Here is a 21,265-nt window from a genome sequence, read left to right on the forward strand (position 1 = left end):
GCCGCCGGGAATGAACAAAGGGGAAAGTCGGCCGCAGAAACGCTCCCTGACCCGGGCGCGGCGACGGCTAGCCGGCCTGGGACATGGCGAATTCCTCCTCCGGCGACAACACCAGCCTGTGGCGGCCCACCAGGGCGAAATAGGCGATGCCGACGGCGAACCAGATGGCCACCCCCAGGACGCCGGTCCGGTAGATCGGGTCCTTCAGTTGGTAGACGATGGTGACCAGCGCGATGACCACGGTCAGGCCCGCCCCGGCCACCCCCAGCGGGCTGCGATAGGGCCTGGGCAGGTCGGGGAGCTTGCGGCGCAGCAGGATGAAGCTCAGCCCCTGCATGACGTAGGAGAACATGGCCCCGAACACCGCCATGTTGAGCAGGGCGCCGCCGATCACCGCCGCGCCCTTTTCCGCCCCAAGGCCGAACCAGACCACCAGCATCACCGCCAGCCCCACCAGGCCGCCGATGGTCAGCGCCAGGTCGGGGGTCTTGCGGGCGCCGTGGGTCACCGACAGGGCGCGGGGGAAGTAGCCCGCCCGCGACAGGGAATAGATCTGCCGGCCATAGGCGAAGATGATGGCGTGGAAGCTGGCCACCAAGCCCGCCACCGCCACCGCCGACAGGGCCTTGGCCAGGCCCCCGCCGTAGATCACCGCGAAGCCGTCCAGGATCGGCTGCCCCGACTTCGACAGGCCCGCGGTTCCCGGCGGGATGGATGAGTTCAGCCACAGGACCAGCAGGGCCGAGGCGATCAGGGTGAACATGCCAAGCAGGATGCCCTTGGGCAGGTCCCGCTGTGGGGTGTGGGATTCCTCGGCCGCCAGGGGCAGCTGCTCGATGGCCAGGAACAGCCAGACGGCGAAGGGCAACTGGGCCAGCGCCCCGCCGATCCCGGCCGGCAGGAAGGGCCCGTGGCCGCCCTCCAGCACCGTCCCGCCCGGCCCGACATTCATGGCGTATTTCAGGAAGTCGGCCTGCGGGAAGGCGCTGACCCAGAAGACCACCAGGCTGGCCAGCGCCAGCAGGGTCACCGCCACCGTCACCTGGAAGGACAGCGCCACGCCCGCCGCATTGATCCCCACGAACAGCAGATAGGCGCCGATCCAGTAGACCGGCTGGAACTCCGGCGGGGTCTCGAAGATGGCCGACAGATAGGCGCCGATGAAGAAGCAGACCACCGCGGCGGTCAGCACATATTCGACGTTCTCGCACAGGCCGGTGATGAACCCACCCCAGGGCCCCATGGCCGCCCGGGCGAAGGAATAGGCGCCGCCGGTGTGGGGCTGGGCCGCGGCCATCTCGGCGATGGAATAGGTCAGGCCCAGATACATGGCGGTGATGATGGCCGTCGCCACCAGCATGCCGCCCCAGCCCCCGGTCCCCATGCCCAGGTTCCAGCCGGAGAACTGGCCGGAGATCACCGCGCCCACCCCCAAAGCCCACAGGGAGAAGACGCCGGCATAGCGCTTCAGGCCCCGCCTCTCGAAATAGTCGGCGCCCACGGTCTCGTAACTGACGCCTGCTTCCTTCACCTCGGCCATGATCGTTCCCCGGTTGAAGCGCCAGCATGCGCGACTCCTGGGCGGCTGCAACCGGAAGCTTAGGGGCGGCGGCTCCAGCTCCTCCGTGGCCCGGTTTGGCGGCGCCTGGCGGTCAAGCCGGCGGCAATCGCCCGAGCGGCTCTTCGATCAGGGCGATCAGGTCGCTCTCGTCCTTCAGCCCCACCCCGGTCAGGCCCAGCCGCCGGGCCTCGGCCACGTGCCAGGCCAGCTTGAAGGCCGCCTCCTCATAGGAGAGGCCGGCGGGGCGGATGTTGGAGATGCAGTTGCGCTCGGCGTCGGTGCGCCCCACGCGCGGCCCGTGGGTCAGATAGGCCCCCAGGCTGTCGGGGCTCGACAGGCCCGGCCGCTCCCCCACCAGCACCGCCACCATGGCCGCCTCCAGCACCTGCCCGATCTCGTCGCCCAGGGCCACGCGACCCTGGCTGGCCACCACCACGGGGCCCAGCCGCCAGCCGGCGCGGGCCACATAGGGGGCGAGGGCGGCGACCAGGGGCGCGGCGTGGGCGTGGACCGCGGCGCTGGAGAGTCCGTCGGCCACCACGATGACCAGGTCCGCGCCGCGCGAGGGCCAGGCCTCCAGCGCCTCGCGGCTCTCCGCCGACAGCCGCCGCCCCAGGTCGGGCCGGCGCAGATAGGTCGCCCGGTCGGGCGCGGCGCTGGTCACCTGCAGCGTCGGCTGGCCCAGGGCCTCCAGGCTTGCCGCCATGGCGTCCACGTCGAAGGGAGCGTGGACGGCGTCGCGGGCCTGGGCGTGGGCGAGGGACAGGGCCAGGACCTCCCGGGTCGGCAGGGCCGGACCCGCGCGGCCGAGCGCGATCCGCGCCGGGGTCAGGGCCGCCAGGTGGGTCCAGGGATCGGGCAGGCTCACGCCGGGCCCCCGGTCAGCAGGGGATGGCCCGCCGAGGGCGGCAGCAGGGCGCCGCCCGCCCCGGTGATCCGCATCTGGTTCAGCCAGGCCTCGAACTCCGGCGCCCGTTTCAGGCCCAGCAACTCGCGCACATAGAGGGCGTCGTGGAAGGAGGTGGACTGGTAGCCCAGCATCACGTCGTCCCCGCCGGGCACCCCCATGACGAAGGTCACCCCGGCCGTGGCCAGCAGGGTCAGCAGGGTGTCCAGGTCGTCCTGGTCGGCCTCCGCGTGATTGGTGTGGCAGATGTCGCAGCCCAGCGGCAGGCCCAGCAGCTTGCCGCAGAAATGATCCTCCAGCCCGGCCCGGATGATCTGCTTGCCGTCATAGAGGTATTCCGGCCCGATGAAGCCGACGACGGTGTTCACCAGCAGCGGCTTGAAGGCCCGGGCGACGGCGTAGGCGCGGGCCTCCAGGGTCTGCTGATCGACCCCGTGATGGGCGCCCGCCGACAGGGCCGAGCCCTGGCCGGTCTCGAAGTACATGACGTTGTCGCCCACGGTCCCGCGCTTGAGGGAGAGCGCCGCCTCCCGGCCCTCCTTCAGCAGGGCCAGGGTCACCCCGAAGCTGGCGTTGGCGGCCTCCGTGCCCGCGATGGACTGGAACACCAGGTCCACCGGGGCCCCGCGTTCGATCAGCTCGAGGGTCGAGGTGACGTGGGCCAGCACGCAGGACTGGGTGGGGATGGAGAACCGCCCGATCAGCTCGTCCAGCAGCCGCAGCAGCTCGCCGTTGGCCGCCAGGCTGTCGCTGGCCGGATTGACGCCGATCACCGCGTCGCCGCAGCCGTACATCAGGCCGTCCAGCACGCTGGCGGTGATCCCGGCCGGATCGTCTGTGGGATGGTTGGGCTGCAGCCGCACGGCCATGGTCCCGGGCAGGCCTATGGTGTCGCGGAAGGCGGTGGTCACCTTGCACTTGGACGCCGCCAGGATGAGGTCCTGGTTGCGCATGATCTTGCTCACCGCGGCGGCCATCTCCGGGGTGATCCCCGGCGCCAGGGCGGCCAGCACCTCCGTGGTGGTGGTCTGGGCCAGCAGGACGTCACGGAACTCGCCCACCGTCAGGGCGGCGATGGGGGCGAAGGCGGCGGCGTCATGGCTGTCGCAGATCAGCCGGGTGACCTCGTCGGTCTCATAGGGGATCAGGGGCTGGTCCAACAGCGTCTTCAGCGGCAGGTCGGCCAGGGCCAGCTTGGCCGCCACGTTCTCCTGGGCGCAGGAGGCCGCGAGCCCGGCCAGCGCATCCCCCGAACGCAGGGGCGAGGCCTTGGCCAGCAGGTCCTTCAGGTCCGGAAAGGTCCATGTGGTCGTGCCGACCACCTGCCGATAACCCATGTCGCGCCCCGGGTGAGGCGGCGATCATGGCGCAGGGCATAAGAGAGCGCGAGGCCTCTTCTCCTCTCTCCCGTGGGGGAGAGGGCAGGGCGAGGGGGCGCGCAGCAAGGCTGCGCGTCGCTGACGTGGAATGATCAAAGGAAATGCAGAAAGAGCCCTCAGATCCTCCCCCAGCGTGCAGCGCGATGTGGGGGAGGTGGCGCGGACCAAGGGTCCGTGACGGAGGGGGATCGACGTCGTCGACGTCAGCTCAGCAACCGAGAGTCATAGTCCCCCTCAGTCCGCTTCGCGGACAGCTCCCCAAGAGGGGAGCATCTTCCGCGGCCTTGGGTGTCTACAGAGCCCGCGCCAGCCGCAGGGCCTCGGCGTTCTCGGCGCGGGCGCGGCGGTCGTTGATCTCCACGTCGGCGTCGTAGAAGGCCGCGTCGTCGTCCTCGAAGGGCGAGGGGATGGCGTCGGGCAGCAGGTCCATTTCGTTCGGCATCGGACGCTTCTCCAAGGTTAGCGCTCGCCTGTCGCGGGAGGTCCAGAGTGCCGTTCATCTTTCATTAAGGAAAGCGTCATGATGCGCCGGGGCCGGACTCTCACGCACTGTTGACCCCGGCGACCCCGGCCGGAACACGGCGCCGATTCAGTGATCAACGATCAGAAAGCGTATTGGCGCGGCGGCGGAACGGTATTTAGATGAATTCCAACGCCGCGTCGGGGCTGGCGAACGCATTCCTGCAACATGGAGGGCGTTTTCGCCGCCGCGAGAGTAGAGCGTCGCGGGAAGGAAATTGTTTTGCAGCGCACCAGTACCGAGGGGCCTGACTACTTTCACAAGGTCGTCGATTGTCAGTGGGCCTGTCCGGCCCATACGCCCGTCCCCGAATACATTCGATTGATCGCCGACGGCCGCTACGCCGACGCCTACATGGTCAACTGGCGGTCCAACGTCTTCCCCGGAATCCTCGGCCGCACCTGCGACCGTCCCTGCGAGCCGGCCTGCCGCCGCGGACGGGTGGAGGACGAACCCGTCGCCATCTGCCGGCTGAAGCGGGTGGCCGCCGACAACAAGACCGACATCACCGGCTTCCTGCCGCAGGTCCCGGCGGTCTCCAACGGCAAGACCGTGGCCCTGGTGGGCGCCGGCCCCGCGGCCCTGACGGTGGCGAGAGACCTGGCCCCCCTCGGCTACACCGTGGTGGTCTTCGACGGCGACGAGAAGGCCGGCGGCATGATCCGCCGCCAGATCCCCCGCTTCCGCCTGCCGGAGGAGGTGATCGACGAGGAGGTGGGCTACATCACCGGCCTCGGCATAGACATGCGCCTGGGCCAGAGGATCGACAGCCTCAAGGGCCTGCTGGCCGACGACTATGACGCCATCTTCGTCGGCACCGGCGCGCCGCGCGGCCGCGACCTCGACCTGCCCGGCCGCAAGGAGGCCGCCGCCAATATCCATATCGGCATCGACTGGCTCTCCAGCGTCGCCTTCGAGCATGTGGACAGGATCGGCAAGCGGGTGATCGTGCTCGGCGGCGGCAACACCGCCATGGACTGCTGCCGCACCTCGCGCCGGCTGGGCGGCGAGGACGTCAAGGTCATCGTCCGCTCCGGCTTCGAGGAGATGAAGGCCTCCCCCTGGGAGAAGGAGGACGCCCTCCACGAGGACATCCCGATCCTCAACTACCTGGTGCCCAAGGAATTCACCCATCAGAACGGCCGTCTCACCGGCGTGCTGTTCGAGAAGGTGGTCGCGCAGTTCGACGCCAACGGCCGGCGCAAGCTGGTCCCCTCCGGCGAACCCGACGAGCACTTCGAATGCGACGACGTCCTGGTGGCCGTCGGCCAGGAGAACGCCTTCCCCTGGATCGAGCGCGACCTCGGTCTGGAGTTCGACGACTGGGGCATGCCCAAGGTCGACGAGGTCACCTTCCAATCCACCCTGCCCAGGGTCTTCTTCGGCGGCGACTCCGCTTTCGGACCCAAGAACATCATCTGGGCCGTGGCCCACGGCCACGACGCGGCCATCTCCATCGACCGGTTCTGCCAGGGTCAGGACGTGGCCGATCGCCCCCCGCCGGGCGCCTCGATGGTCAGCCAGAAGATGGGCATCCACGAGTGGAGCTACGACAACGACGTCTCCAACGACCTGCGCCACCGCGTTCCCCTGCGGGAGAAGGGCGAGGCGCTGCGGAACGTCAAGCTGGAGGTGGAGCTGGGCTTTGACCTGCAGCTCGGCCTGGCCGAGGCCCAGCGCTGCCTGAACTGCGACGTTCAGACGGTGTTCTCCGAGCCCATCTGCATCGAGTGCGACGCCTGCGTCGACATCTGCCCGGTGGACGCCATCACCTTCACCGCCAATGGCGACGAGGGCGATGTGCGGATGCGTCTCAACGCCCCGGCGCTCAACCTGACCCAGGACCTCTATGTCTCCGGCGAGCTGAAGACCGGCCGCGTCATGGTCAAGGACGAGGACGTCTGCCTGCACTGCGGCCTCTGCGCCGAACGCTGTCCCACCGGCGCCTGGGACATGCAGCAGTTCACGCTTGAGATGACCCACGCGGGAGAACACCCATGCGCCCGCTAGAGGCCGTCAACGACTTCGTCGTCAAGTTCGCCAACGTCAACGGCTCGGGCTCGGCCAGCGCCAACGCCATGTTCGCCAAGTCCTTCCTGCGGATGGGCGTGCCAGTGGCGGCCCGCAACATCTTCCCCTCCAACATCCAGGGCCTGCCCACCTGGTACGAGGTTAGAGTCACCGAGGCCGGCCACCTCGGCCGGCGTGGCGGGGTCGACCTGATGGTGGCCATGAACCCCCAGACCTGGGACCGCGACCTGGCCGAGATCGAGCCCGGCGGCTACCTGTTCTACGACTCCACCAAGCCCCTGCCGCCGTCGAAATTCCGCCAGGACATCACCGTCGTCGGCGTGCCCCTGACGCGGATGTGCAATGAGGCCTATTCGGTCCCGCGCGAACGCCAGCTGTTCAAGAACACCATCTATGTGGGCGCGCTGGCCGCCCTGATGGACATCGAGATCGGCGTCATCGAACAGCTCCTGGCCGAACAGTTCGCCGGCAAGGAGCGGCTCATCCAGGCCAATGTCGCGGCCCTGCGCATGGGGGCCGACTATGTCGGCGCCAACCTGCCCCGGATCGGCCTGCGGGCGCGCCGCGCCGACAAGGTGGGCGACCGCATCTATGTCGAGGGCAACATGGCCGCGGGCCTGGGCGCGGTCTATGGCGGGGCCACGGTCTGCGCCTGGTATCCCATCACGCCCTCGACCTCGCTGGCCGAGGCCTTCACCGACTTCTGCGCCGACTACCGGACCGACCCCAAGACCGGCAAGGCCCGCTACGCCATCGTCCAGGCCGAGGACGAGATCGCCTCCATCGGCATGGTGGTGGGCGCCGGCTGGAATGGGGCCCGCGCCTTCACCGCCACCTCGGGGCCGGGCATCTCCCTGATGCAGGAGTTCGTGGGCCTGTCCTACTTCGCCGAGATCCCCGCGGTGATCTTCGACGTGCAGCGGGGCGGGCCGTCCACCGGCATGCCCACCCGCACCCAGCAGTCGGACATCCTCTCGGCTGCATACGCCAGCCACGGGGACACCAAGCACGTCCTATTGCTGCCGCAGGACCCCGGCGAATGCTTCGAGTTCGGGGCGCTGGCCTTCGACCTCGCCGACCGCCTGCAGACCACCATCTTCGTCATGCTCGACCTCGACATCGGCATGAACGAGTGGCTGACCGCCCCCTTCGCCTGGGACGACAGCCGGTCGCTGGATCGCGGCAAGGTCATGACCCATGACGAGCTGGAGGCCGGCCGCGACTTCGGCCGCTATCTGGACGTCGACGGCGACGGCATCCCCTTCCGCACCTATCCGGGGACCCACCCCACCAAGGGCGGCTATTTCACCCGTGGCACCTCGCGCAACCCCTATGCCCGCTACAGCGAGGAGGGCAGCGTCTATGTCGACAACGTCCAGCGCCTGCTGAGGAAGTTCGAGACCGCCAAGTCCATCGTCCCGGCCCCGGTCCGCCGCGACGCCCCCAAGCCCACCAGGACCGGCGTGATCTATTTCGGCTCCACCGCCGCGGCCATGGACGAGGCCCTGCAGGTGATGGAGAGCCAGGGCCGCCACGTCGACGCCCTGCGGGTCCGCGCCTTCCCGTTCTGCGACGCGGTCTTCGACTTCATCGCCGCCCACGACCAGGTCTTCGTGGTGGAGCAGAACCGCGACGCCCAGCTCCGCGCCCTGCTGATCAACGAGGGCGGGGTCGATCCGGCCAAGCTCACCGCCGTCCTGCACTATGACGGCACCCCGATCACCGCCCGCTTCATCGCCGGCGAGATCGCCGGACGCCTCACCCCCGCCGAGCCCAGCCCCGAACGCCGCCAGGTCCCGGAGGCCGCCGAATGACCTACATCACCAAGCCCCAGCTGCATCACCCCAACCTGGCCCCCAACGCGCTGGGCAAGACGCGCCGGGACTATGAGGGCTCGGTCTCCACCCTCTGCGCCGGCTGCGGCCACGACTCCATCTCCGCGGCCATCATCCAGGCGGCCTATGAGCTGGACCTGCCGCCGCACCGGGTGGCGAAGCTGTCGGGGATCGGCTGCTCGTCGAAGACCCCGGACTATTTCCTGGGCGCCTCCCACGGCTTCAACACCGTGCATGGCCGCATGCCCTCGGTGCTCACCGGCGCCAACCTGGCCAACCGCGACCTGATCTATCTGGGGGTCTCCGGCGACGGTGACTCCGCCTCCATCGGTTTCGGCCAGTTCGCCCACGCCATCCGGCGCGGGGTGAACATGACCTATATCGTCGAGAACAACGGGGTCTATGGCCTCACCAAGGGCCAGTTCTCGGCCACCTCCGACAAGGGCTCGAAGTCCAAGAAGGGCGTGGTCAACCACGACAGCGCCATCGACCTGGTCAGCGTCGCCCTGCAGCTGGGCGCCACCTTCGTCGCCCGCTCCTTCTCCGGCGACAAGGCCCAGCTCGTGCCCCTGATCAAGGCCGCCCTCAGCCACCAGGGGGCGGCCTTCATCGACTGCATCAGCCCCTGCATCCAGTTCAACAATCACGCGGGCTCCACCAAGAGCTTCGACTATGTGCGCGATCACAACGAGGCGGTGAACAGCCTGGACCTCATCGTGCCGCGGGAAGCCATCCACGTGGACTACGCCCCGGGGACCACGACGCTGGTGACCCAGCACGACGGCTCCGTGATCAACCTGCACAAGCTGGCCGACCACTACGACCCCACCGACCGCATCGCCTCCATGGCCTATCTGGCCAGCCGTCAGGCCCAGGGCGAGATCGTCACCGGCCTGCTCTATGTCGACCCCCGCGCCACCGACCTGCACGAGGGCCTGGAGACGGTGGACACTCCACTGAACGCGCTCTCCGACGCCGAGCTGATCCCGGGGTCGAAGGTGCTGGACCGGCTGAACGCCAGCCTGCGCTAGCCACCAAGGTGTGTCATCCCGGAAAGCCCGGAGGGCTTGTCCGGGACCCAGACGCGCGGGGCGTGCAGGATGGATCGGTGCGTATGGGTCCCGGTCTTCCGCTACGCGGAAACCGGGATGACACTGTTGGATGCCTATCGGTCCCAGATCGACTTGAAGGCGCCGCCCCCGGTCAGGCGCTGGGCGGGGCTCTGCTTGTCGATGTGGCCGATCAGGCCGCGATAGACCCCGTACCCCACCAGCTCCTGCAGCCGGGGCGGGAAGCCCCGCACCATCTCCGGCGGGATACCCAGCTGCTGGTTCTCCTGCTGGCGGACGAAGCCGGCGCAGTAGTTCATGGCGATCCCGGTGCGGCGGGTGTCGGTGGCGTTGGCGCCGCCGCCGTGCCACAGGGCCCCGTCCCAGATCAGCACCGAGCCCTTGGGCATCTCGGCGGGGAGGGTCTCGTAGGTTCCGCCGTACTGGGGATTGGGCTTCAGGTGGCTGCCGGGAACCAGCCGCGTCGCCCCATTGGCCTCGGTGAAGTCGGTCAGGGCCCACATGGAGTTGCAGACCAGGGGCGCGTGCGGCTTGGCCAGCGGGATCACCTGGTCGTCGGCGTGGATCGGTTGGGCGATCTCGCCGGGGTCGATGGCGACGGAGGAGAGCGAGGAGATCAGGCAGCCCTCGTCCAGCACCCCCTCCACGATCGGCAGGACGGCGCCGTGGACCGGGACCTGGGCGAAGACCGGGTCGTGGATCAGCAGGTTGTAGATCCGCACCGTCCTGTGGCCCTCGAAACCGTTCATGGCCGGCTTGGCGTCCAGCTCGCGCTCCAGGCGCGACAGCGCGTCGTTGAGGGCCTCCACCAGGCCCGGCGCGATGGCGTTCTCCACGATGGTGTAGCCGTCGCGCTTCACGCGGGCGATGTGGTCGGCGACCATCGGCTTGCTCCCTGTCGGTTTTGCGCGATCTTAGCGACTCATCTGAGGGAGGCGCCATGACCGTCGATGTGAAGATGCGCGGCGTCAGGCCGGAGGACAGCGAGCGGCTGCTGGCCTGGCGCAACCTGCCGGAGGTGGCGCGCTGGATGTATTCCGACCATGTCATCACCCGGGCCGAGCACGACCGCTGGTTCGCCGGCCTCGCCGCCGATCCCACCCGGACCTACTGGATCATCGAGCTGGACGGCGAGCCGGTCGGCCTGGCCAACCTCGTCGACATCTCTACCACCAATCGCAAGGCCTCCTGGGCCTATTACCTCGCCAGCCCATCGGTGCGCGGCAAGGGGATCGGCGCCTGGGTGGAGGTCTTCGTCCTCGACCACGTGTTTTCGACCCTGGGCCTCAACAAGCTCTGCTGCGAGGTGCTGGCCGACAACGAGGCGGTCTGGAGGATGCACGAGTCCTTCGGCTTCCAGCGCGAGGCCCTCTATCGCGACCACATCTGGAAGGGCGGCCAGCCCCACGACGTCGTCGGCCTGGCCCTGCTCGCCGCCGACTGGGCCAAGGTCCGCGAGGCCAGCGTCTCGCGCCTGCGCGAGCGGGGGTTTGCGATTTAGATGCTCCCCCTCTGGGGGAGCTCCCGGCCGAATGGCCGGGTGAGGGGGACTTTGACTCTTGTTTGTGGGCGGGAGCCCCCTCCGTCACGCGTCTATCGACGCGCGCCACCTCCCCCAAACCGCGCTGCGCGCTGAGGGAGGATCTAGCCCGCCGTCGAACTGTTCCAGTCCAGGGCCGCCACCGCCTGCGTCCCGAAGTCCGGGTCGCCGGCATAGAGCGCCCCATAGACGTGGCGCACGAAGTCGAGGTCCTCCGGGAGGTCCACGGTCCAGCGCAGGTGGGCCAGCGACGGGTCCCGGGTCAGGACCTCCGTCCGGAAGCGGCCGGCGCTGTTGTAGATGAAGGGCGTCACGTGCTCGCGGTCATAGGGGCTGACAGCCTCCTGGGCGGCCAGGCGCAGGACGGACGTCTTCATCACCTCCACGTCCAGGCCGTGGGGGAAGGTGCGGACAGCGGTGTTGTTGGCGTAGTCGGCGCCGCTGGCCCTGTAGAGGTCGATCAGGTCGTCCAGCACCCGCCAGTCCGTGAGCGGACAATCGGCGGTCATCCGCACCACGCTGGCGGCCTCCGGATAGGCGTCCAGCGCCAGGACGAAGCGCCCCAGCACGTCCTCCAGCGGCCCGCGCACCACGGTGAGGTCCAGGCGCGCGGCATAGTCGGCGAGCGCATCGTCGCCGGCCTGGTCGCTGGTGGCCAAGACGAGCTCGTCCAGCCGCCGCGAGCGCCGCAGCCGCTCCACCTGCCGCCCCAGCATGGGGACGCCGGCCACGTCGGCCAGCACCTTGCCCGGCAGCCGGCTCGACGACATCCGCGCCTGGATTATCCCGAGGATCATCTGATCACCTTACCCATCGCGCGCGCCTCGCGGTAGGCTCGCGCCCATGAACCTCTACGACCGCCTCATCACCCCCTCCGACCGCCCCTGCTTCCTGCTGCCGGACGGGCGCCAGATCACCTATGCGCAGCTCGCCGACGGCGCGGCCCGCATGGCCGCCCTGCTCATCGCCAAGGGCGTGGTCCCCGGCGACCGGGTGGCGGCCCAGACGCAGAAGTCGCCGGACGCGGTGATGCTCTACCTGGCTGCGCTGAAGGCCGGCGCCGTCTACCTGCCGCTCAACACCGCCTACACCGCCAGCGAGGTGGACTATTTCCTCACCGACGCCGAGCCGCGCCTCTTCGTCCAGGACGCCGCCGCCTTCGCCGCCGAGGCCGCGGCCTGCGCGCCGCTGGCGGCCAGCGTGCCGCGCGACGACGCCGACCTGGCCTCGATCATCTACACCAGCGGCACCACCGGCCGCTCCAAGGGCGCCATGCTCACCCACGGGGCGCTCCACGCCAACGCCACCGCCCTGCACCAGGCCTGGGGCTTCAGCGGCGACGACGTCCTGCTGCACGCCCTGCCGATCTTCCACGTGCACGGCCTGTTCGTAGCCCTGCACTGCGCCTTCCTGTCGAGCGCCCCCATGGTCTGGCTGGCCAGGTTCGAGGACGCCCCGGTGCTGGCGGGCCTGGCGAAGTCCACGGTGATGATGGGGGTGCCCACCTTCTATGTCCGCCTGCTGGCCAATCCCGGCTTCACGCGTGAGGCGGCCGCCCACATGCGCCTGTTCATCTCCGGCTCGGCCCCCCTGCTGGAGAGCACCTTCGCCGAGTTCGAGCAGCGCACCGGCCAGAGCATCCTGGAGCGCTACGGCATGAGCGAGGCGGTGATCATCACCTCCAACCCCCTGCACGGCGACCGCATCGCCGGCAGTGTCGGCTACCCCCTGCCGGGCGTCGAGCTTCGCATCGAGGGCGGCGCCGAGGTGGGCGTCATCGAGATCAAGGGCCCCAGCGTCTTCTCCGGCTATTGGCGCATGCCCGACAAGACCGCCGAGGACTTCACCCCCGACGGCTTCTTCCGCACCGGCGACGTCGGCCGCCAGGACGAAGACGGCCGGGTCTGGATCTCCGGCCGGGCCAAGGACCTGATCATCTCCGGCGGCTACAACGTCTATCCCAAGGAGATCGAGCTGATCCTCGACGAGCTGCCCGGCGTCACCGAGAGCGCCGTCATCGGCCTGCCCCACCCCGACTTCGGCGAGGCCGTCGCCGCCGTGGTGATCGGCCAGGGCGACGAGGCGGCGATGATCGCGGCGGCGCGGGAAAAGCTCGCCGCCTTCAAGGCCCCCAAGCGGATCTTCTTCGTCGAGGACCTGCCCCGCAACGCCATGGGCAAGGTCCAGAAGAACCTCCTGCGCCAGACCTATGGGGAGACGTTCACGGCGGGGACATGACCCGCTCATCCCGGCGAAGGCCGGGACCCAGATTCACCTCAGGCCTTCGACCAGCCCCCTGTTCGTGTGGTTCGTGTGGTTCGTGTGGTTCGTGGTTCCAGTTCTTGAGACCGCGCGGCGGCAGGGGCCCATCAGATTGTCCACGAACCACACGAACCACACGAACGGGCGGGCCAACCCCAAGCTCGCGGGATGAATCTGGGTCCCGGCCTGCGCCGGGATGAGCGGAATTTAGAGGTCCCGCACCAACCGCTTCGGCGCCGCCAGCCGCCAGCTGGCCGCCAGCCGTCCCGCCACGTGCTCCCAGTCGGGATCCGCCAAACTCATCCCCACCCAGCCCGAGGGCCACAGATAGGCCGGCTTGCTGAACAGGTCCGGATCGGCCTCGATCAGCATCTCCTGCTCGTCGCGGCCGGAGGTCTTCACGCAGACCACGGTCATGCCGTCCCCGTGATGGTCGTGGCGGAAATAGGCGAACATCTTGCCGGCCACGCGGAAGGCCGGGATGCCGTGGCTCACCACCTCGTCGGTCTCGGCCAGCGCCAGGGCCAGCCCCCGCAGCCGGGCCAGCACGCCCGCGGGATCAGGGCTGAGCATGGTGGGCCACGATATGCCGCTCCACGCGGCGGTCAGGCACCAGCCACATCAGGGCCACGGCCAGATAGGCGATCGCCGCCCCGGGCGCCCAGACGAAGGCCAACCCGATCCCCGCCAGATAGATCAGCGGCGAGATCTTGGCCTTCAGGTCCCGCCCCAGGGCCTCGCGCAGCACCGAGTGGTCCCCCTGCTTGCGGAAGATCACGCTCTGCATGACCGTCCAGGCGACCGCCGCCATCAGCAGCGACACCCCATAGAGGGCCGTCGGCGCCGGAGCGAAATGGTTCTCCCCCATCCAGGCGGTGGTGAAGGGCACCATGGACAGCCAGAACAGCAGGTGCAGGTTGGCCCACAGGATCGCCCCGTCCACCTGCCGCACCAGCTGGAAGAAGTGGTGGTGGTTGTTCCAGTAGATGCCGACATAGACGAAGCTCAGCACATAGCTGAGGAACACCGGCGTCAGCCCCACCAGGTCCTCGAACCGCGCCCCGTGCGGCGGCCGCAGCTCCAGCACCATGATGGTGATGATGATCGCCAGCACCCCGTCGGTGAAGGCCGTCAGCCGCTCGCGTTCCATGAAGCCCCCGTCATCCTCGCCCGAGGACCCATGATCACCGACTCGGATCCGGTCGCACAGCCCCCGCCGCCCGGCCCCCGCCCAGGGCCTCAGTCGAGATACCGCTCGCTCACCGCCCCATCCAGATGCCGCACCCGTGCCGCGGCCAGGACCTCCAGGTCCATCAGCCGCGCATTCACCCCCATCCGGTTCCGCCCCGGATCGACCGCGCTCCAGTGGGTGACGCAGCCGCAGGCCGCGCAGCGGTGGAACCCGATCGACCGGTCGTCCCACATATAGACCTCCGTCGCCCCGCCCTCGATCCGCACCTGCCCCGGCTCATAATAGGCCCACAGCACCCCATAGCGCCGGCAGATGGAACAGTTGCACTCGGTCACCTCCACCGGCGCGGGATCGCAGGTGAGGCGGACGGCGGCGCAGTGGCAGGTGGCGAGGGTGGGCATGGGATTATCTACCCGACTAAAAACGGTGCCTGGTCGCGGCGGGCATACACAAGCTCGTCCCGAGTCTCTTCGACCAGTTTGAGTTGGAACGGGCGCATGACCAATCGCCGTGGCTGGCTCAGAAAAACGCCGGGAGCTTGGCTGTCCGCCAGAATAATTCCAACTGCTGCCGATTTTAGATTTTGGGCCAACGTCAGCCACGCTCCCCGGTCGGCCGCGGAGGGCATTGGGGACCCGACGGGATGGCTATGCCAATCACCCACGAGGCCTACCTTTCCGTCGCCTGCTTCCCACGCGGCCACGGCTAGTTTGGCATGCCCCGGGTCTCGACGTTCGAAGGAGCGCCTCGTCGATCTATCCTGAGGACCCTCCAAGGTTGCCTCAGTGATCTCAATGTGTAGCCCCCTACGCAAGCCTAGCAAGAATCCACCGGTTTCAAGAGGTAGGTGGCTGGAACGCTCTTCCTGCATTCGTCGAAGCAAGCATTTTGATAGCAGGATTGCCCCTCCCGTCATGCGTCTTCGGAACATGCGGGGCAGAGCGCGCTTCGCGGCGGATTAGTAGGCTTGCGCTCCTGGGTTTCTGCATAGGAGAGCCTGATCGTACGCAGAAGAGGCCGGCCGTGGCCCCTCGCCCAGTCGGTCGCATGGTGGGCAGCAAGGGCAGAGGCTGCCATTGGAGCAGCAGGGCCGTATGGACTGAAAGGCGTCTCACCGCATCCAGTCGCTAACGTAATGTCGGCATCAGGACGCAGCACCGGGAACCGAGGCTCCTTCAAATGATCCGGATGCAGGCAACGGTAGCAGCCGAACTCAGGATCAGAGCCTAGGAATGACTGCACCGCTGCGCCGTTTCCTTCCACCCATGTGTGTAGAAGATCTGGTCCAGCCTTCCCCTCAGCCCGCTCGGCAAGCCGCCAAGCATTTAGCATCTCGCTGATACCCTGTTCGCCCGTAGCGTCGATGACAAGATCAGCCGAATTCACCTGGTGCCGGCAACGCTCAACAGATCGCTCAAGCGCGACAACGGACAGGCCGGGTAGCGCCAGATCGATTGCTTGCTTGCAACCAATTGCCTTCGCCAAGCCGGCCCTATCTATGCCGTTTCGGTGGCGCGCCACGTTACGGTCGGCAAGCTTTTCCGGATCGATCAACGTCAGCACGCCAGTCGAAAGACCAGCTCCGAGTTGAGCCAACGCTACCGATAGAAAGCCGCCGATGGCGCCGCATCCGACGAGAACAACTCGCTTTCCAGAGAGGGGCGCTGAGCCATCGTGGCTGTTAGTGCCTAGGATATACGGCGTATCCACACGGATTCCTTGCAGCCGCTTGATGGGCAATGCGAGGCCAAATCTCGCCTGCAGGAGTTTGGCCCAAGTTGAGGGTCTAGTGATCGCCGCAACCTGATTGGTCCCTCGACTCGATACCAATAGTTGGAAGCCGACAATCCCATTGGGTGCGTGAATCACCGCGTAGGGATCGGTCGGGCCCACTGCGGCTAGACGTTCGACCAATCGAACGCGCAAGCTGGAATCCCACGTATCCGCCCACGCGAGCACTTCAGCCAATGTTTGTGGTCTTCTCTGCCCAGCCCTGAACGATAGGGGGGTCGATGTGGCGACCACAACGGCACCTGTCTTCGGAGGCAAGATCGGCTCGCCGCTTCGACGCAAGCGCATCTTGTCGTTCTGATCGGCAAAAGGTTCGGCGAATCCATCGAACGGGCCGAACTCGACAGAGATTGTGTGCCCTCCCCAATGCCGGGGAAACTCTTCAGCGATCTCGGCTACTGCGGACGGCAACTGTCCCTTTTCTAGTACGAGCGCCGCGCGCCTAACGATGCCTCTAGCGAGCTCAGCAGCCCGATAGCGGTCTGCCACAAATTGGCGCTGATCTACGGCGCACAATTTTCCGTCCTCATCGAGATGAGGAAATACCCCCATCCCTAAAGCATCGGGGTTTTCAATGAAGATCGCGGGGGGGTGAGCGAACTCTGTGCCATCGTAGTCTAACCGAACAACAATCCGTTGTGCCCTGACTTGAAGCGCTCCCCTAAAGCTCAAACCTTGAGGGCTGACCTGGGGGCGAAAGCCGTCTAGTTCGAGCGCTCGCGCCACCCGCGCTGCAACAGTCTCAATCATCCCGACTTGGTGCGAGGCGGCATTGGTCGAGGTTGCGGTTCTGGCGGTGTCTGTCTGATGACCTGAACGGCCCCGAGGGTGGAAATTAGTTCGAAGTCATCTGGTATCCGCGGGCCGAATGCTACTTTTGCCCGGTTCAGAGCTATTTGCCGGTTCAGAGTGTCATGGATCGCCGCCTCAAGTTGGTCCGCCACGTCACTGAACGTCTTGCACACCAACGCTCGAAATTCGGGGGTCCATTCAGCACAAAGGCACTTGTCGCTGATGCCCGGTAGCGCGGGGTTCTCCACCGGATCTTGGAAGATTTGAGCCATCTCCCGAGCGACATACATCAGCGCCAAATCGTCTCGATTTGGGTCTTGGTCGTTCAACCGCTCGTAAGCTCCCACTACGCCGGCCATCAGGCAAATAGAACTTGGCCCGCCTTCAGTCCATTTAGCGTCCCTAAGGCCCTTGTAGGCGCGGGACACGCGACGAACTTGGTCGCCGTAGAGGTTAATCGCGTTTCTGAACCAATCTTCCAGTTTTCGAGGATCAGACTCCAGCCATCCCTTGGTGCGGTGGGCCACCAAAATTTCCGCCGCCTCGAGTCCATAATATATTTCATCTCGAAGCTCAGTCCCGACTGCAGCATCCATAGCGTCGAAAGACTTCTGCATCGACGCCAGAGCCGACTCTACCAGAGAATTAAAAGCTTCGTCCCGAATCGCATACAGAGGAAGGTCTATATGTAAGCGAGGGTTGATCTCGACTCGAACGCATGTATTCTTTTCTCCACCTGGATTTAGACTCCACCCACGCGCTTGGCAGAGCGGAGCCAATGCTTGCTCCACTAAGCTGAAATAGGCCCGGGAAGCGATTCCCGGCTTCGTGGTGCCTCCATTTGTAAGGAAGCTCATTGGCAAGAACACGCCGTCGTCTTGATCAATTTGCTGGGGCGGCGTTTGCTGGCAGTCGTTCGCAGTATGATAGGCAAAGCTGCCTTGGATGCGAAATTTAGGCGCGGCCAACTGAACGTTAGTCGCTGCCTTAAGAACCAAGCTATCGAACATCTCCGTCCTGCGGACGTAGGATTCCCAGTCTCGAAAGGCATCCCGGAGAGTTTGCCTTATCTCCTCACGGGCCTTCTGAAGCACGATGGCTTCAGACATTTCGACCCGCAAATTGTCCAGGTAACCATCGCGGCCCGCGAACAGCTTATGCAGATTCAAGGTCGCGGCCATGCGGCCCTCCGACTTCTAGCTTTACCTTAAATAGGGTACACCGAGTCGGGAACAAGGGGCGAACATGAGATGGTGGGCCAATGATCAATGCGCTTCCGACCGCATGGACGGTGCGAGCTTTGGTCTTCGTGGTGGTCGCGCTATGCGCTTCAGTTATCTGGCTTCACTCGCCAACTGACGCTGGTCGTCTTTTAGCAGCTGCCGGTGCCATCGTGATGACGGTAAACGTCCTCATCCTCCTGCTGACAGTTCGGCCTGTATTCGGCCGTTTCCACAGATGGACGCAGGCACGCGTCTGGTGGTTTCCCCTTCTCGATGGAGAATGGGACGGCGAGATTTGGTCCAACTGGGCTCGGTTGGAGACCACGCTTTCGGCTGCCCGGGGTGGCAAGGCTCGCTTCAATCCTCTGACGCATGACCTTGCAGAAGGCACGGAGAAGCCAACCAAAATTGAAGCTACGATATGTAGTTCGCTCTTTGAAATTGTGATCGACACCAAGGTTCCCGGCACCAACCGCACCAGTAAGACGCTGTTCGTTCGTCCGCAGTGGAGACGACCAGAATCACCGCGCCTTACGTATGTCTTCGAGCAGGTTGACCAGGGTCCAGTGTCGGCAACCGATGTTCCCAATCATCTGGGCGCAGGTGATCTGATTTATTTCGCTGAGGCAGATGAGTTGCGTGGGCAGTTCTGGACGCAGCGTCAGGGAAGCAAGGGGTTGAATACGGCTGGAACACTAGTTCTCCGTCGCCGAAAGCCCGGTCCCCAAATCAGTAAGCCAACCCTCGACATCCCCCCACATTGACCCCGCCCCCACCTTCGCCGTAAGTCCCCCCTGCGACAGGTTCCCCGTGAGGGGATGAAAAGGGAACTCGGGTGGAAAACCCGGGCTGCCCCCGCAACTGTAAGCGGCGAGCCCGCGCGCCATCAGCCACTGGGTCCCTCGGGACCTGGGAAGGCGGCGCGCAAGGGGTGCTGACCCGTGAGCCAGGAGACCTGCCTGACGCAGTCGTCCTTCGTCCGGCCGGGGTGCGCCGAGCGAACGGGGTCTTCCCGAGAGGCGACGTTTGTTGGGCCGCGGCCCGGCGATCGTGCGCCTCGACGCCGCCCCTTGGCGTCCTGACGTCCGCGCGCCGCTCGCGGCTCGCCGTCAGTGAAAGGGGCAAGACCCATGAAGACCCATCTCTACTCGACCTGCGCGGCCCTGGCCGTGCTCTGCGCCCATCCCGCCTTCGCCGAGACACCGGTGTCGGTGGCGTCTGTGGCGCCCAGCCCCGACGCCGGGGGCGCCGAGGCGGCCAATCCGGTGAGCGAGCTGATGGTGACGGCGGCCCGCGGGCCGCAGGACCCGGCCAAGGTCGGCGCCTCGGTGACGGTGCTCAATCAGGCCGCCATCGAGGCCCGCCAGCAGGTGCTGGTCTCCGACCTGATCAGCCGCACGCCCGGGGTGGCCTATTCCCGCAACGGCGGGCCGGGGGGCATCACCACCATCCGCATCCGCGGGGCGGAGGGGGACCAGACCGTGGCGGTGGTGGACGGGGTGAAGATCAACGACCCCTCGGCGCCGGGCGGAGGCTACAACTTCGCCAACCTGCTCACCGGCGACGTGGCCCGCATCGAGGTGCTGCGCGGCGCCCAGTCGACCCTGTGGGGCAGCCAGGCCATCGGCGGGGTGGTCAATATCGTCACCGCCGAGCCGACGGAGGCCCTGGAGGCCAGCCTGCAGGCCGAGGCCGGCTCGCTGGCCAGCAGCTATCTGCGCGGGGCGGCGGGCGGCAAGGGCGAGCGCCTGGTCTGGCGGCTGGCGGCCAGCCGGCACGAGACCGACGGCGCCTCGGCCTACCGGCTGGGGAGCGAGCGGGACGGCTATCGGCAGGACGCGCTCAGCGGGCGGGCGCGGGTGATCCTCAGCGAGGCCCTGTCGCTGGACCTGCGCGGGGTGTGGAGCAAGAACCGCAACGACTTCGACGGCTTCCCGGCCCCGGCCTACGCCTTCGCCGACACCGCCCAGTACGCGGAGATCGAGGAGACCGTCGGCTATGGCGGGCTGAACCTGGATCTCGGGCGGCTGAAGAACCGGCTGGCGGTGGGCTATACGCGCTCGGCCAGCCAGAACTTCGATCCCGCCCAGGCGGTGACACCGGTCACCTTCGACTCGACGGGGACCAACCGGCGCTATGAGTACCAGGGAGCGTTCGCGATCTCGCGCGCCTGGACCGCCACCTTCGGGGCCGAGGCCGAGCGGGCCTCGATGCGCACCCGGTCCCCCAGCGCATTCGCCCCCAACCCCCCCACGGCGCGGGCCAAGGCGGGGATCGACAGCCTCTATGGCCAGGTTCAGGGGGACCTTGACGGTCACCTGTCGGTCACGGTCGGCCTGAGGCGCGACCGCCACGACACCTTCGGCGACCACACCACCGGCCAGGTCGCCGCGGCCTGGTCGCTGAACGAGGGGGCGACCATCGTCCGCGCCAGTTTCGGCCAGGGGTTCAAGGCGCCGACCCTCTATCAGCTCTATTCGCAATACGGGAACCTGGGCCTCCAGCCGGAGAGCGACGACAGCTACGATTTCGGTGTGACGCAACGGGTTGGCGGCGGTTCGTTGTCGGTCACCGGCTTCGCGCGGGAGACGGAAAGCCAGATCGACTTCGTCTCCTGCGCCTTCGGGTCGGGGGCCGTCGCCTGCAATCCGGGCGGGGTGTTCCGCTTCGGCTATTACGACAACATCGCGCGGGCCAAGGCCCACGGGGTGGAGCTGGCCGCCGCCGTCCCCCTGGGCCCGCTCACCGTGGACGCCAACTACACCTGGACGCATACCGAGAACGCCGCCGCCGGAAACCCCAATCGCGGCAAACAGTTAGCCCGCCGCCCCGAGCACCAGGCCAACCTGGCGGCCACCTACCGATGGGGGTCTGGTCTCTCCGCGACGGCCGACATTCGCTATGTCGGGGCCAGCTTCGACAATGCGGCGGGCAGCTACGTCCTGCAGAGCTACACCCTGCTGGACCTGCGGGCGTCGTACCCGGTGACCGAGGCCGTCGAGGTCTATGGCCGGGTGGAGAACGTCTTCGACGACGACTACGAGACGGTGCGCAACTATGGGACCCTGGGGCGGACCGCCACCCTCGGCGTGCGCGCCAGGTTCTGATGGGATAAGGGTTTGCGGCGGGGCAGAGCCCCCGCCGCAGCTCTCTTGGGGGGCC

At 67.1% G+C, this 21,265-nt stretch carries 19 protein-coding genes and 1 riboswitch; of the genes, 7 read left to right on the forward strand and 12 right to left on the reverse strand.

What is annotated here, in order from left to right:
• Positions 1 to 67: 67 nt before the first annotated feature.
• The 4 genes from ACO06I_RS20070 to ACO06I_RS20085 form a co-directional block, all read right to left on the reverse strand.
• The gene (locus ACO06I_RS20070) at positions 68 to 1,540 is read right to left on the reverse strand and encodes an amino acid permease (protein ID WP_421934386.1); all 1,473 of its coding nucleotides are present in this window, start codon (positions 1,538 to 1,540) and stop codon (positions 68 to 70) included.
• A 112-nt stretch (positions 1,541 to 1,652) separates the two neighbouring features.
• Positions 1,653 to 2,429: an ethanolamine ammonia-lyase subunit EutC gene (gene eutC / locus ACO06I_RS20075; protein WP_421934387.1), complete on the reverse strand. Its 777-nt coding sequence runs from the start codon at positions 2,427 to 2,429 to the stop codon at positions 1,653 to 1,655.
• Positions 2,426 to 3,805, reverse strand: coding sequence for an ethanolamine ammonia-lyase subunit EutB (locus ACO06I_RS20080; protein ID WP_421934388.1), 1,380 nt, complete (start codon positions 3,803 to 3,805; stop codon positions 2,426 to 2,428). The genes eutC and ACO06I_RS20080 overlap by 4 nt, the downstream gene beginning before the upstream one ends.
• Before the next feature lie 334 nt (positions 3,806 to 4,139).
• Complete coding sequence (locus tag ACO06I_RS20085; RefSeq protein ID WP_304699850.1) at positions 4,140 to 4,289, reverse strand: hypothetical protein; 150 nt, start codon at positions 4,287 to 4,289, stop codon at positions 4,140 to 4,142.
• Positions 4,290 to 4,589: 300 nt separating this feature from the next.
• On the opposite strand from ACO06I_RS20085, the gene ACO06I_RS20090 reads away from it, so the two are divergent.
• Genes ACO06I_RS20090 through ACO06I_RS20100 form a run of 3 tightly spaced genes read left to right on the forward strand, consistent with a single transcriptional unit; the run spans position 4,590 to position 9,264 of the window.
• A complete protein-coding gene (locus tag ACO06I_RS20090; protein ID WP_421934389.1) occupies positions 4,590 to 6,377 on the forward strand; it encodes an FAD-dependent oxidoreductase in 1,788 nt (595 codons plus the stop codon).
• Complete coding sequence (locus tag ACO06I_RS20095; protein ID WP_421934390.1) at positions 6,365 to 8,212, forward strand: 2-oxoacid:acceptor oxidoreductase subunit alpha; 1,848 nt, start codon at positions 6,365 to 6,367, stop codon at positions 8,210 to 8,212. Before ACO06I_RS20090 ends, ACO06I_RS20095 begins: the two co-directional genes overlap by 13 nt.
• On the forward strand, positions 8,209 to 9,264 hold the full coding sequence (locus ACO06I_RS20100; RefSeq protein ID WP_421934391.1) for a 2-oxoacid:ferredoxin oxidoreductase subunit beta: 1,056 nt from the start codon (positions 8,209 to 8,211) through the stop codon (positions 9,262 to 9,264). Before ACO06I_RS20095 ends, ACO06I_RS20100 begins: the two co-directional genes overlap by 4 nt.
• Positions 9,265 to 9,398: 134 nt before the next feature.
• Here ACO06I_RS20100 and ACO06I_RS20105 read toward each other — a convergent pair whose 3' ends face one another.
• Positions 9,399 to 10,187, reverse strand: coding sequence for a phytanoyl-CoA dioxygenase family protein (locus ACO06I_RS20105; protein WP_421934392.1), 789 nt, complete (start codon positions 10,185 to 10,187; stop codon positions 9,399 to 9,401).
• A 56-nt stretch (positions 10,188 to 10,243) separates the two neighbouring features.
• Between ACO06I_RS20105 and pseH the strand changes: the two genes are divergently transcribed.
• Complete coding sequence (gene pseH, locus ACO06I_RS20110) at positions 10,244 to 10,804, forward strand: UDP-4-amino-4,6-dideoxy-N-acetyl-beta-L-altrosamine N-acetyltransferase (protein WP_421934393.1); 561 nt, start codon at positions 10,244 to 10,246, stop codon at positions 10,802 to 10,804.
• Between the two features lie 143 nt (positions 10,805 to 10,947).
• Here the strand turns inward: pseH and ACO06I_RS20115 are convergent, their stop codons facing one another.
• Positions 10,948 to 11,640 carry a cytidylyltransferase domain-containing protein gene (locus tag ACO06I_RS20115; protein WP_421934394.1) on the reverse strand — a complete coding sequence of 231 codons (693 nt, stop codon included), beginning with the start codon at positions 11,638 to 11,640 and terminating at the stop codon, positions 10,948 to 10,950.
• 46 nt (positions 11,641 to 11,686) lie between these two features.
• Here ACO06I_RS20115 and ACO06I_RS20120 point away from each other — a divergent pair, with 46 nt between their 5' ends.
• On the forward strand, positions 11,687 to 13,081 hold the full coding sequence (locus ACO06I_RS20120; protein ID WP_421934395.1) for an AMP-binding protein: 1,395 nt from the start codon (positions 11,687 to 11,689) through the stop codon (positions 13,079 to 13,081).
• A gap of 231 nt (positions 13,082 to 13,312) precedes the next feature.
• On the opposite strand, the gene ACO06I_RS20125 is transcribed toward ACO06I_RS20120, so the two are convergent.
• From ACO06I_RS20125 to ACO06I_RS20150, 6 genes are all read right to left on the reverse strand, one after another.
• A complete protein-coding gene (locus tag ACO06I_RS20125) occupies positions 13,313 to 13,678 on the reverse strand; it encodes an MmcQ/YjbR family DNA-binding protein (RefSeq protein ID WP_421934396.1) in 366 nt (121 codons plus the stop codon).
• Positions 13,665 to 14,255 (reverse strand): TMEM175 family protein, encoded by a 591-nt coding sequence (locus tag ACO06I_RS20130; RefSeq protein ID WP_421934397.1) that lies wholly within the window; start codon positions 14,253 to 14,255, stop codon positions 13,665 to 13,667. Before ACO06I_RS20130 ends, ACO06I_RS20125 begins: the two co-directional genes overlap by 14 nt.
• A gap of 89 nt (positions 14,256 to 14,344) precedes the next feature.
• Positions 14,345 to 14,698, reverse strand: coding sequence for a GFA family protein (locus ACO06I_RS20135; protein ID WP_421934398.1), 354 nt, complete (start codon positions 14,696 to 14,698; stop codon positions 14,345 to 14,347).
• A gap of 8 nt (positions 14,699 to 14,706) precedes the next feature.
• Complete coding sequence (locus tag ACO06I_RS20140; protein WP_421934399.1) at positions 14,707 to 15,228, reverse strand: Mov34/MPN/PAD-1 family protein; 522 nt, start codon at positions 15,226 to 15,228, stop codon at positions 14,707 to 14,709.
• The gene (locus tag ACO06I_RS20145) at positions 15,210 to 16,838 is read right to left on the reverse strand and encodes a ThiF family adenylyltransferase (RefSeq protein WP_421934400.1); all 1,629 of its coding nucleotides are present in this window, start codon (positions 16,836 to 16,838) and stop codon (positions 15,210 to 15,212) included. Before ACO06I_RS20145 ends, ACO06I_RS20140 begins: the two co-directional genes overlap by 19 nt.
• Positions 16,835 to 18,061, reverse strand: a complete 1,227-nt coding sequence (locus ACO06I_RS20150) for a CBASS cGAMP synthase (RefSeq protein ID WP_421934401.1) — start codon at positions 18,059 to 18,061, stop codon at positions 16,835 to 16,837. Before ACO06I_RS20150 ends, ACO06I_RS20145 begins: the two co-directional genes overlap by 4 nt.
• Before the next feature lie 80 nt (positions 18,062 to 18,141).
• Here ACO06I_RS20150 and ACO06I_RS20155 point away from each other — a divergent pair, with 80 nt between their 5' ends.
• Together ACO06I_RS20155 and ACO06I_RS20160 are read left to right on the forward strand one after the other, a co-directional pair.
• Positions 18,142 to 18,867 (forward strand): hypothetical protein, encoded by a 726-nt coding sequence (locus ACO06I_RS20155; RefSeq protein ID WP_421934402.1) that lies wholly within the window; start codon positions 18,142 to 18,144, stop codon positions 18,865 to 18,867.
• Positions 18,868 to 18,887: 20 nt separating this feature from the next.
• A riboswitch (cobalamin riboswitch) is annotated at positions 18,888 to 19,080 on the forward strand.
• A gap of 153 nt (positions 19,081 to 19,233) precedes the next feature.
• Complete coding sequence (locus ACO06I_RS20160; protein WP_421934403.1) at positions 19,234 to 21,210, forward strand: TonB-dependent receptor plug domain-containing protein; 1,977 nt, start codon at positions 19,234 to 19,236, stop codon at positions 21,208 to 21,210.
• Positions 21,211 to 21,265: the final 55 nt, after the last annotated feature.

It is taken from the genome of Phenylobacterium sp., assembly GCF_965229015.1.
Taxonomy (GTDB): Bacteria; Pseudomonadota; Alphaproteobacteria; order Caulobacterales; family Caulobacteraceae; genus Phenylobacterium.

Bases quoted from the DNA above. Each gene is read 5' to 3' on its own strand.
- ACO06I_RS20080 (WP_421934388.1), bottom strand. From the start codon at position 3,805: ATGGGTTATCGGCAGGTGGTCGGCACGACCACATGGACCTTTCCGGAC.
- ACO06I_RS20155 (WP_421934402.1), top strand. From the start codon at position 18,142: ATGATCAATGCGCTTCCGACCGCATGGACGGTGCGAGCTTTGGTCTTC.
- ACO06I_RS20145 (WP_421934400.1), bottom strand. From the start codon at position 16,838: ATGATTGAGACTGTTGCAGCGCGGGTGGCGCGAGCGCTCGAACTAGAC.
- ACO06I_RS20095 (WP_421934390.1), top strand. From the start codon at position 6,365: ATGCGCCCGCTAGAGGCCGTCAACGACTTCGTCGTCAAGTTCGCCAAC.
- ACO06I_RS20150 (WP_421934401.1), bottom strand. From the start codon at position 18,061: ATGGCCGCGACCTTGAATCTGCATAAGCTGTTCGCGGGCCGCGATGGT.
- ACO06I_RS20115 (WP_421934394.1), bottom strand. From the start codon at position 11,640: ATGATCCTCGGGATAATCCAGGCGCGGATGTCGTCGAGCCGGCTGCCG.
- ACO06I_RS20160 (WP_421934403.1), top strand. From the start codon at position 19,234: ATGAAGACCCATCTCTACTCGACCTGCGCGGCCCTGGCCGTGCTCTGC.
- pseH (WP_421934393.1), top strand. From the start codon at position 10,244: ATGACCGTCGATGTGAAGATGCGCGGCGTCAGGCCGGAGGACAGCGAG.
- ACO06I_RS20125 (WP_421934396.1), bottom strand. From the start codon at position 13,678: ATGCTCAGCCCTGATCCCGCGGGCGTGCTGGCCCGGCTGCGGGGGCTG.
- ACO06I_RS20140 (WP_421934399.1), bottom strand. From the start codon at position 15,228: ATGTTCCGAAGACGCATGACGGGAGGGGCAATCCTGCTATCAAAATGC.
- ACO06I_RS20130 (WP_421934397.1), bottom strand. From the start codon at position 14,255: ATGGAACGCGAGCGGCTGACGGCCTTCACCGACGGGGTGCTGGCGATC.
- ACO06I_RS20085 (WP_304699850.1), bottom strand. From the start codon at position 4,289: ATGCCGAACGAAATGGACCTGCTGCCCGACGCCATCCCCTCGCCCTTC.
- ACO06I_RS20070 (WP_421934386.1), bottom strand. From the start codon at position 1,540: ATGGCCGAGGTGAAGGAAGCAGGCGTCAGTTACGAGACCGTGGGCGCC.
- ACO06I_RS20135 (WP_421934398.1), bottom strand. From the start codon at position 14,698: ATGCCCACCCTCGCCACCTGCCACTGCGCCGCCGTCCGCCTCACCTGC.
- ACO06I_RS20100 (WP_421934391.1), top strand. From the start codon at position 8,209: ATGACCTACATCACCAAGCCCCAGCTGCATCACCCCAACCTGGCCCCC.
- ACO06I_RS20105 (WP_421934392.1), bottom strand. From the start codon at position 10,187: ATGGTCGCCGACCACATCGCCCGCGTGAAGCGCGACGGCTACACCATC.
- ACO06I_RS20120 (WP_421934395.1), top strand. From the start codon at position 11,687: ATGAACCTCTACGACCGCCTCATCACCCCCTCCGACCGCCCCTGCTTC.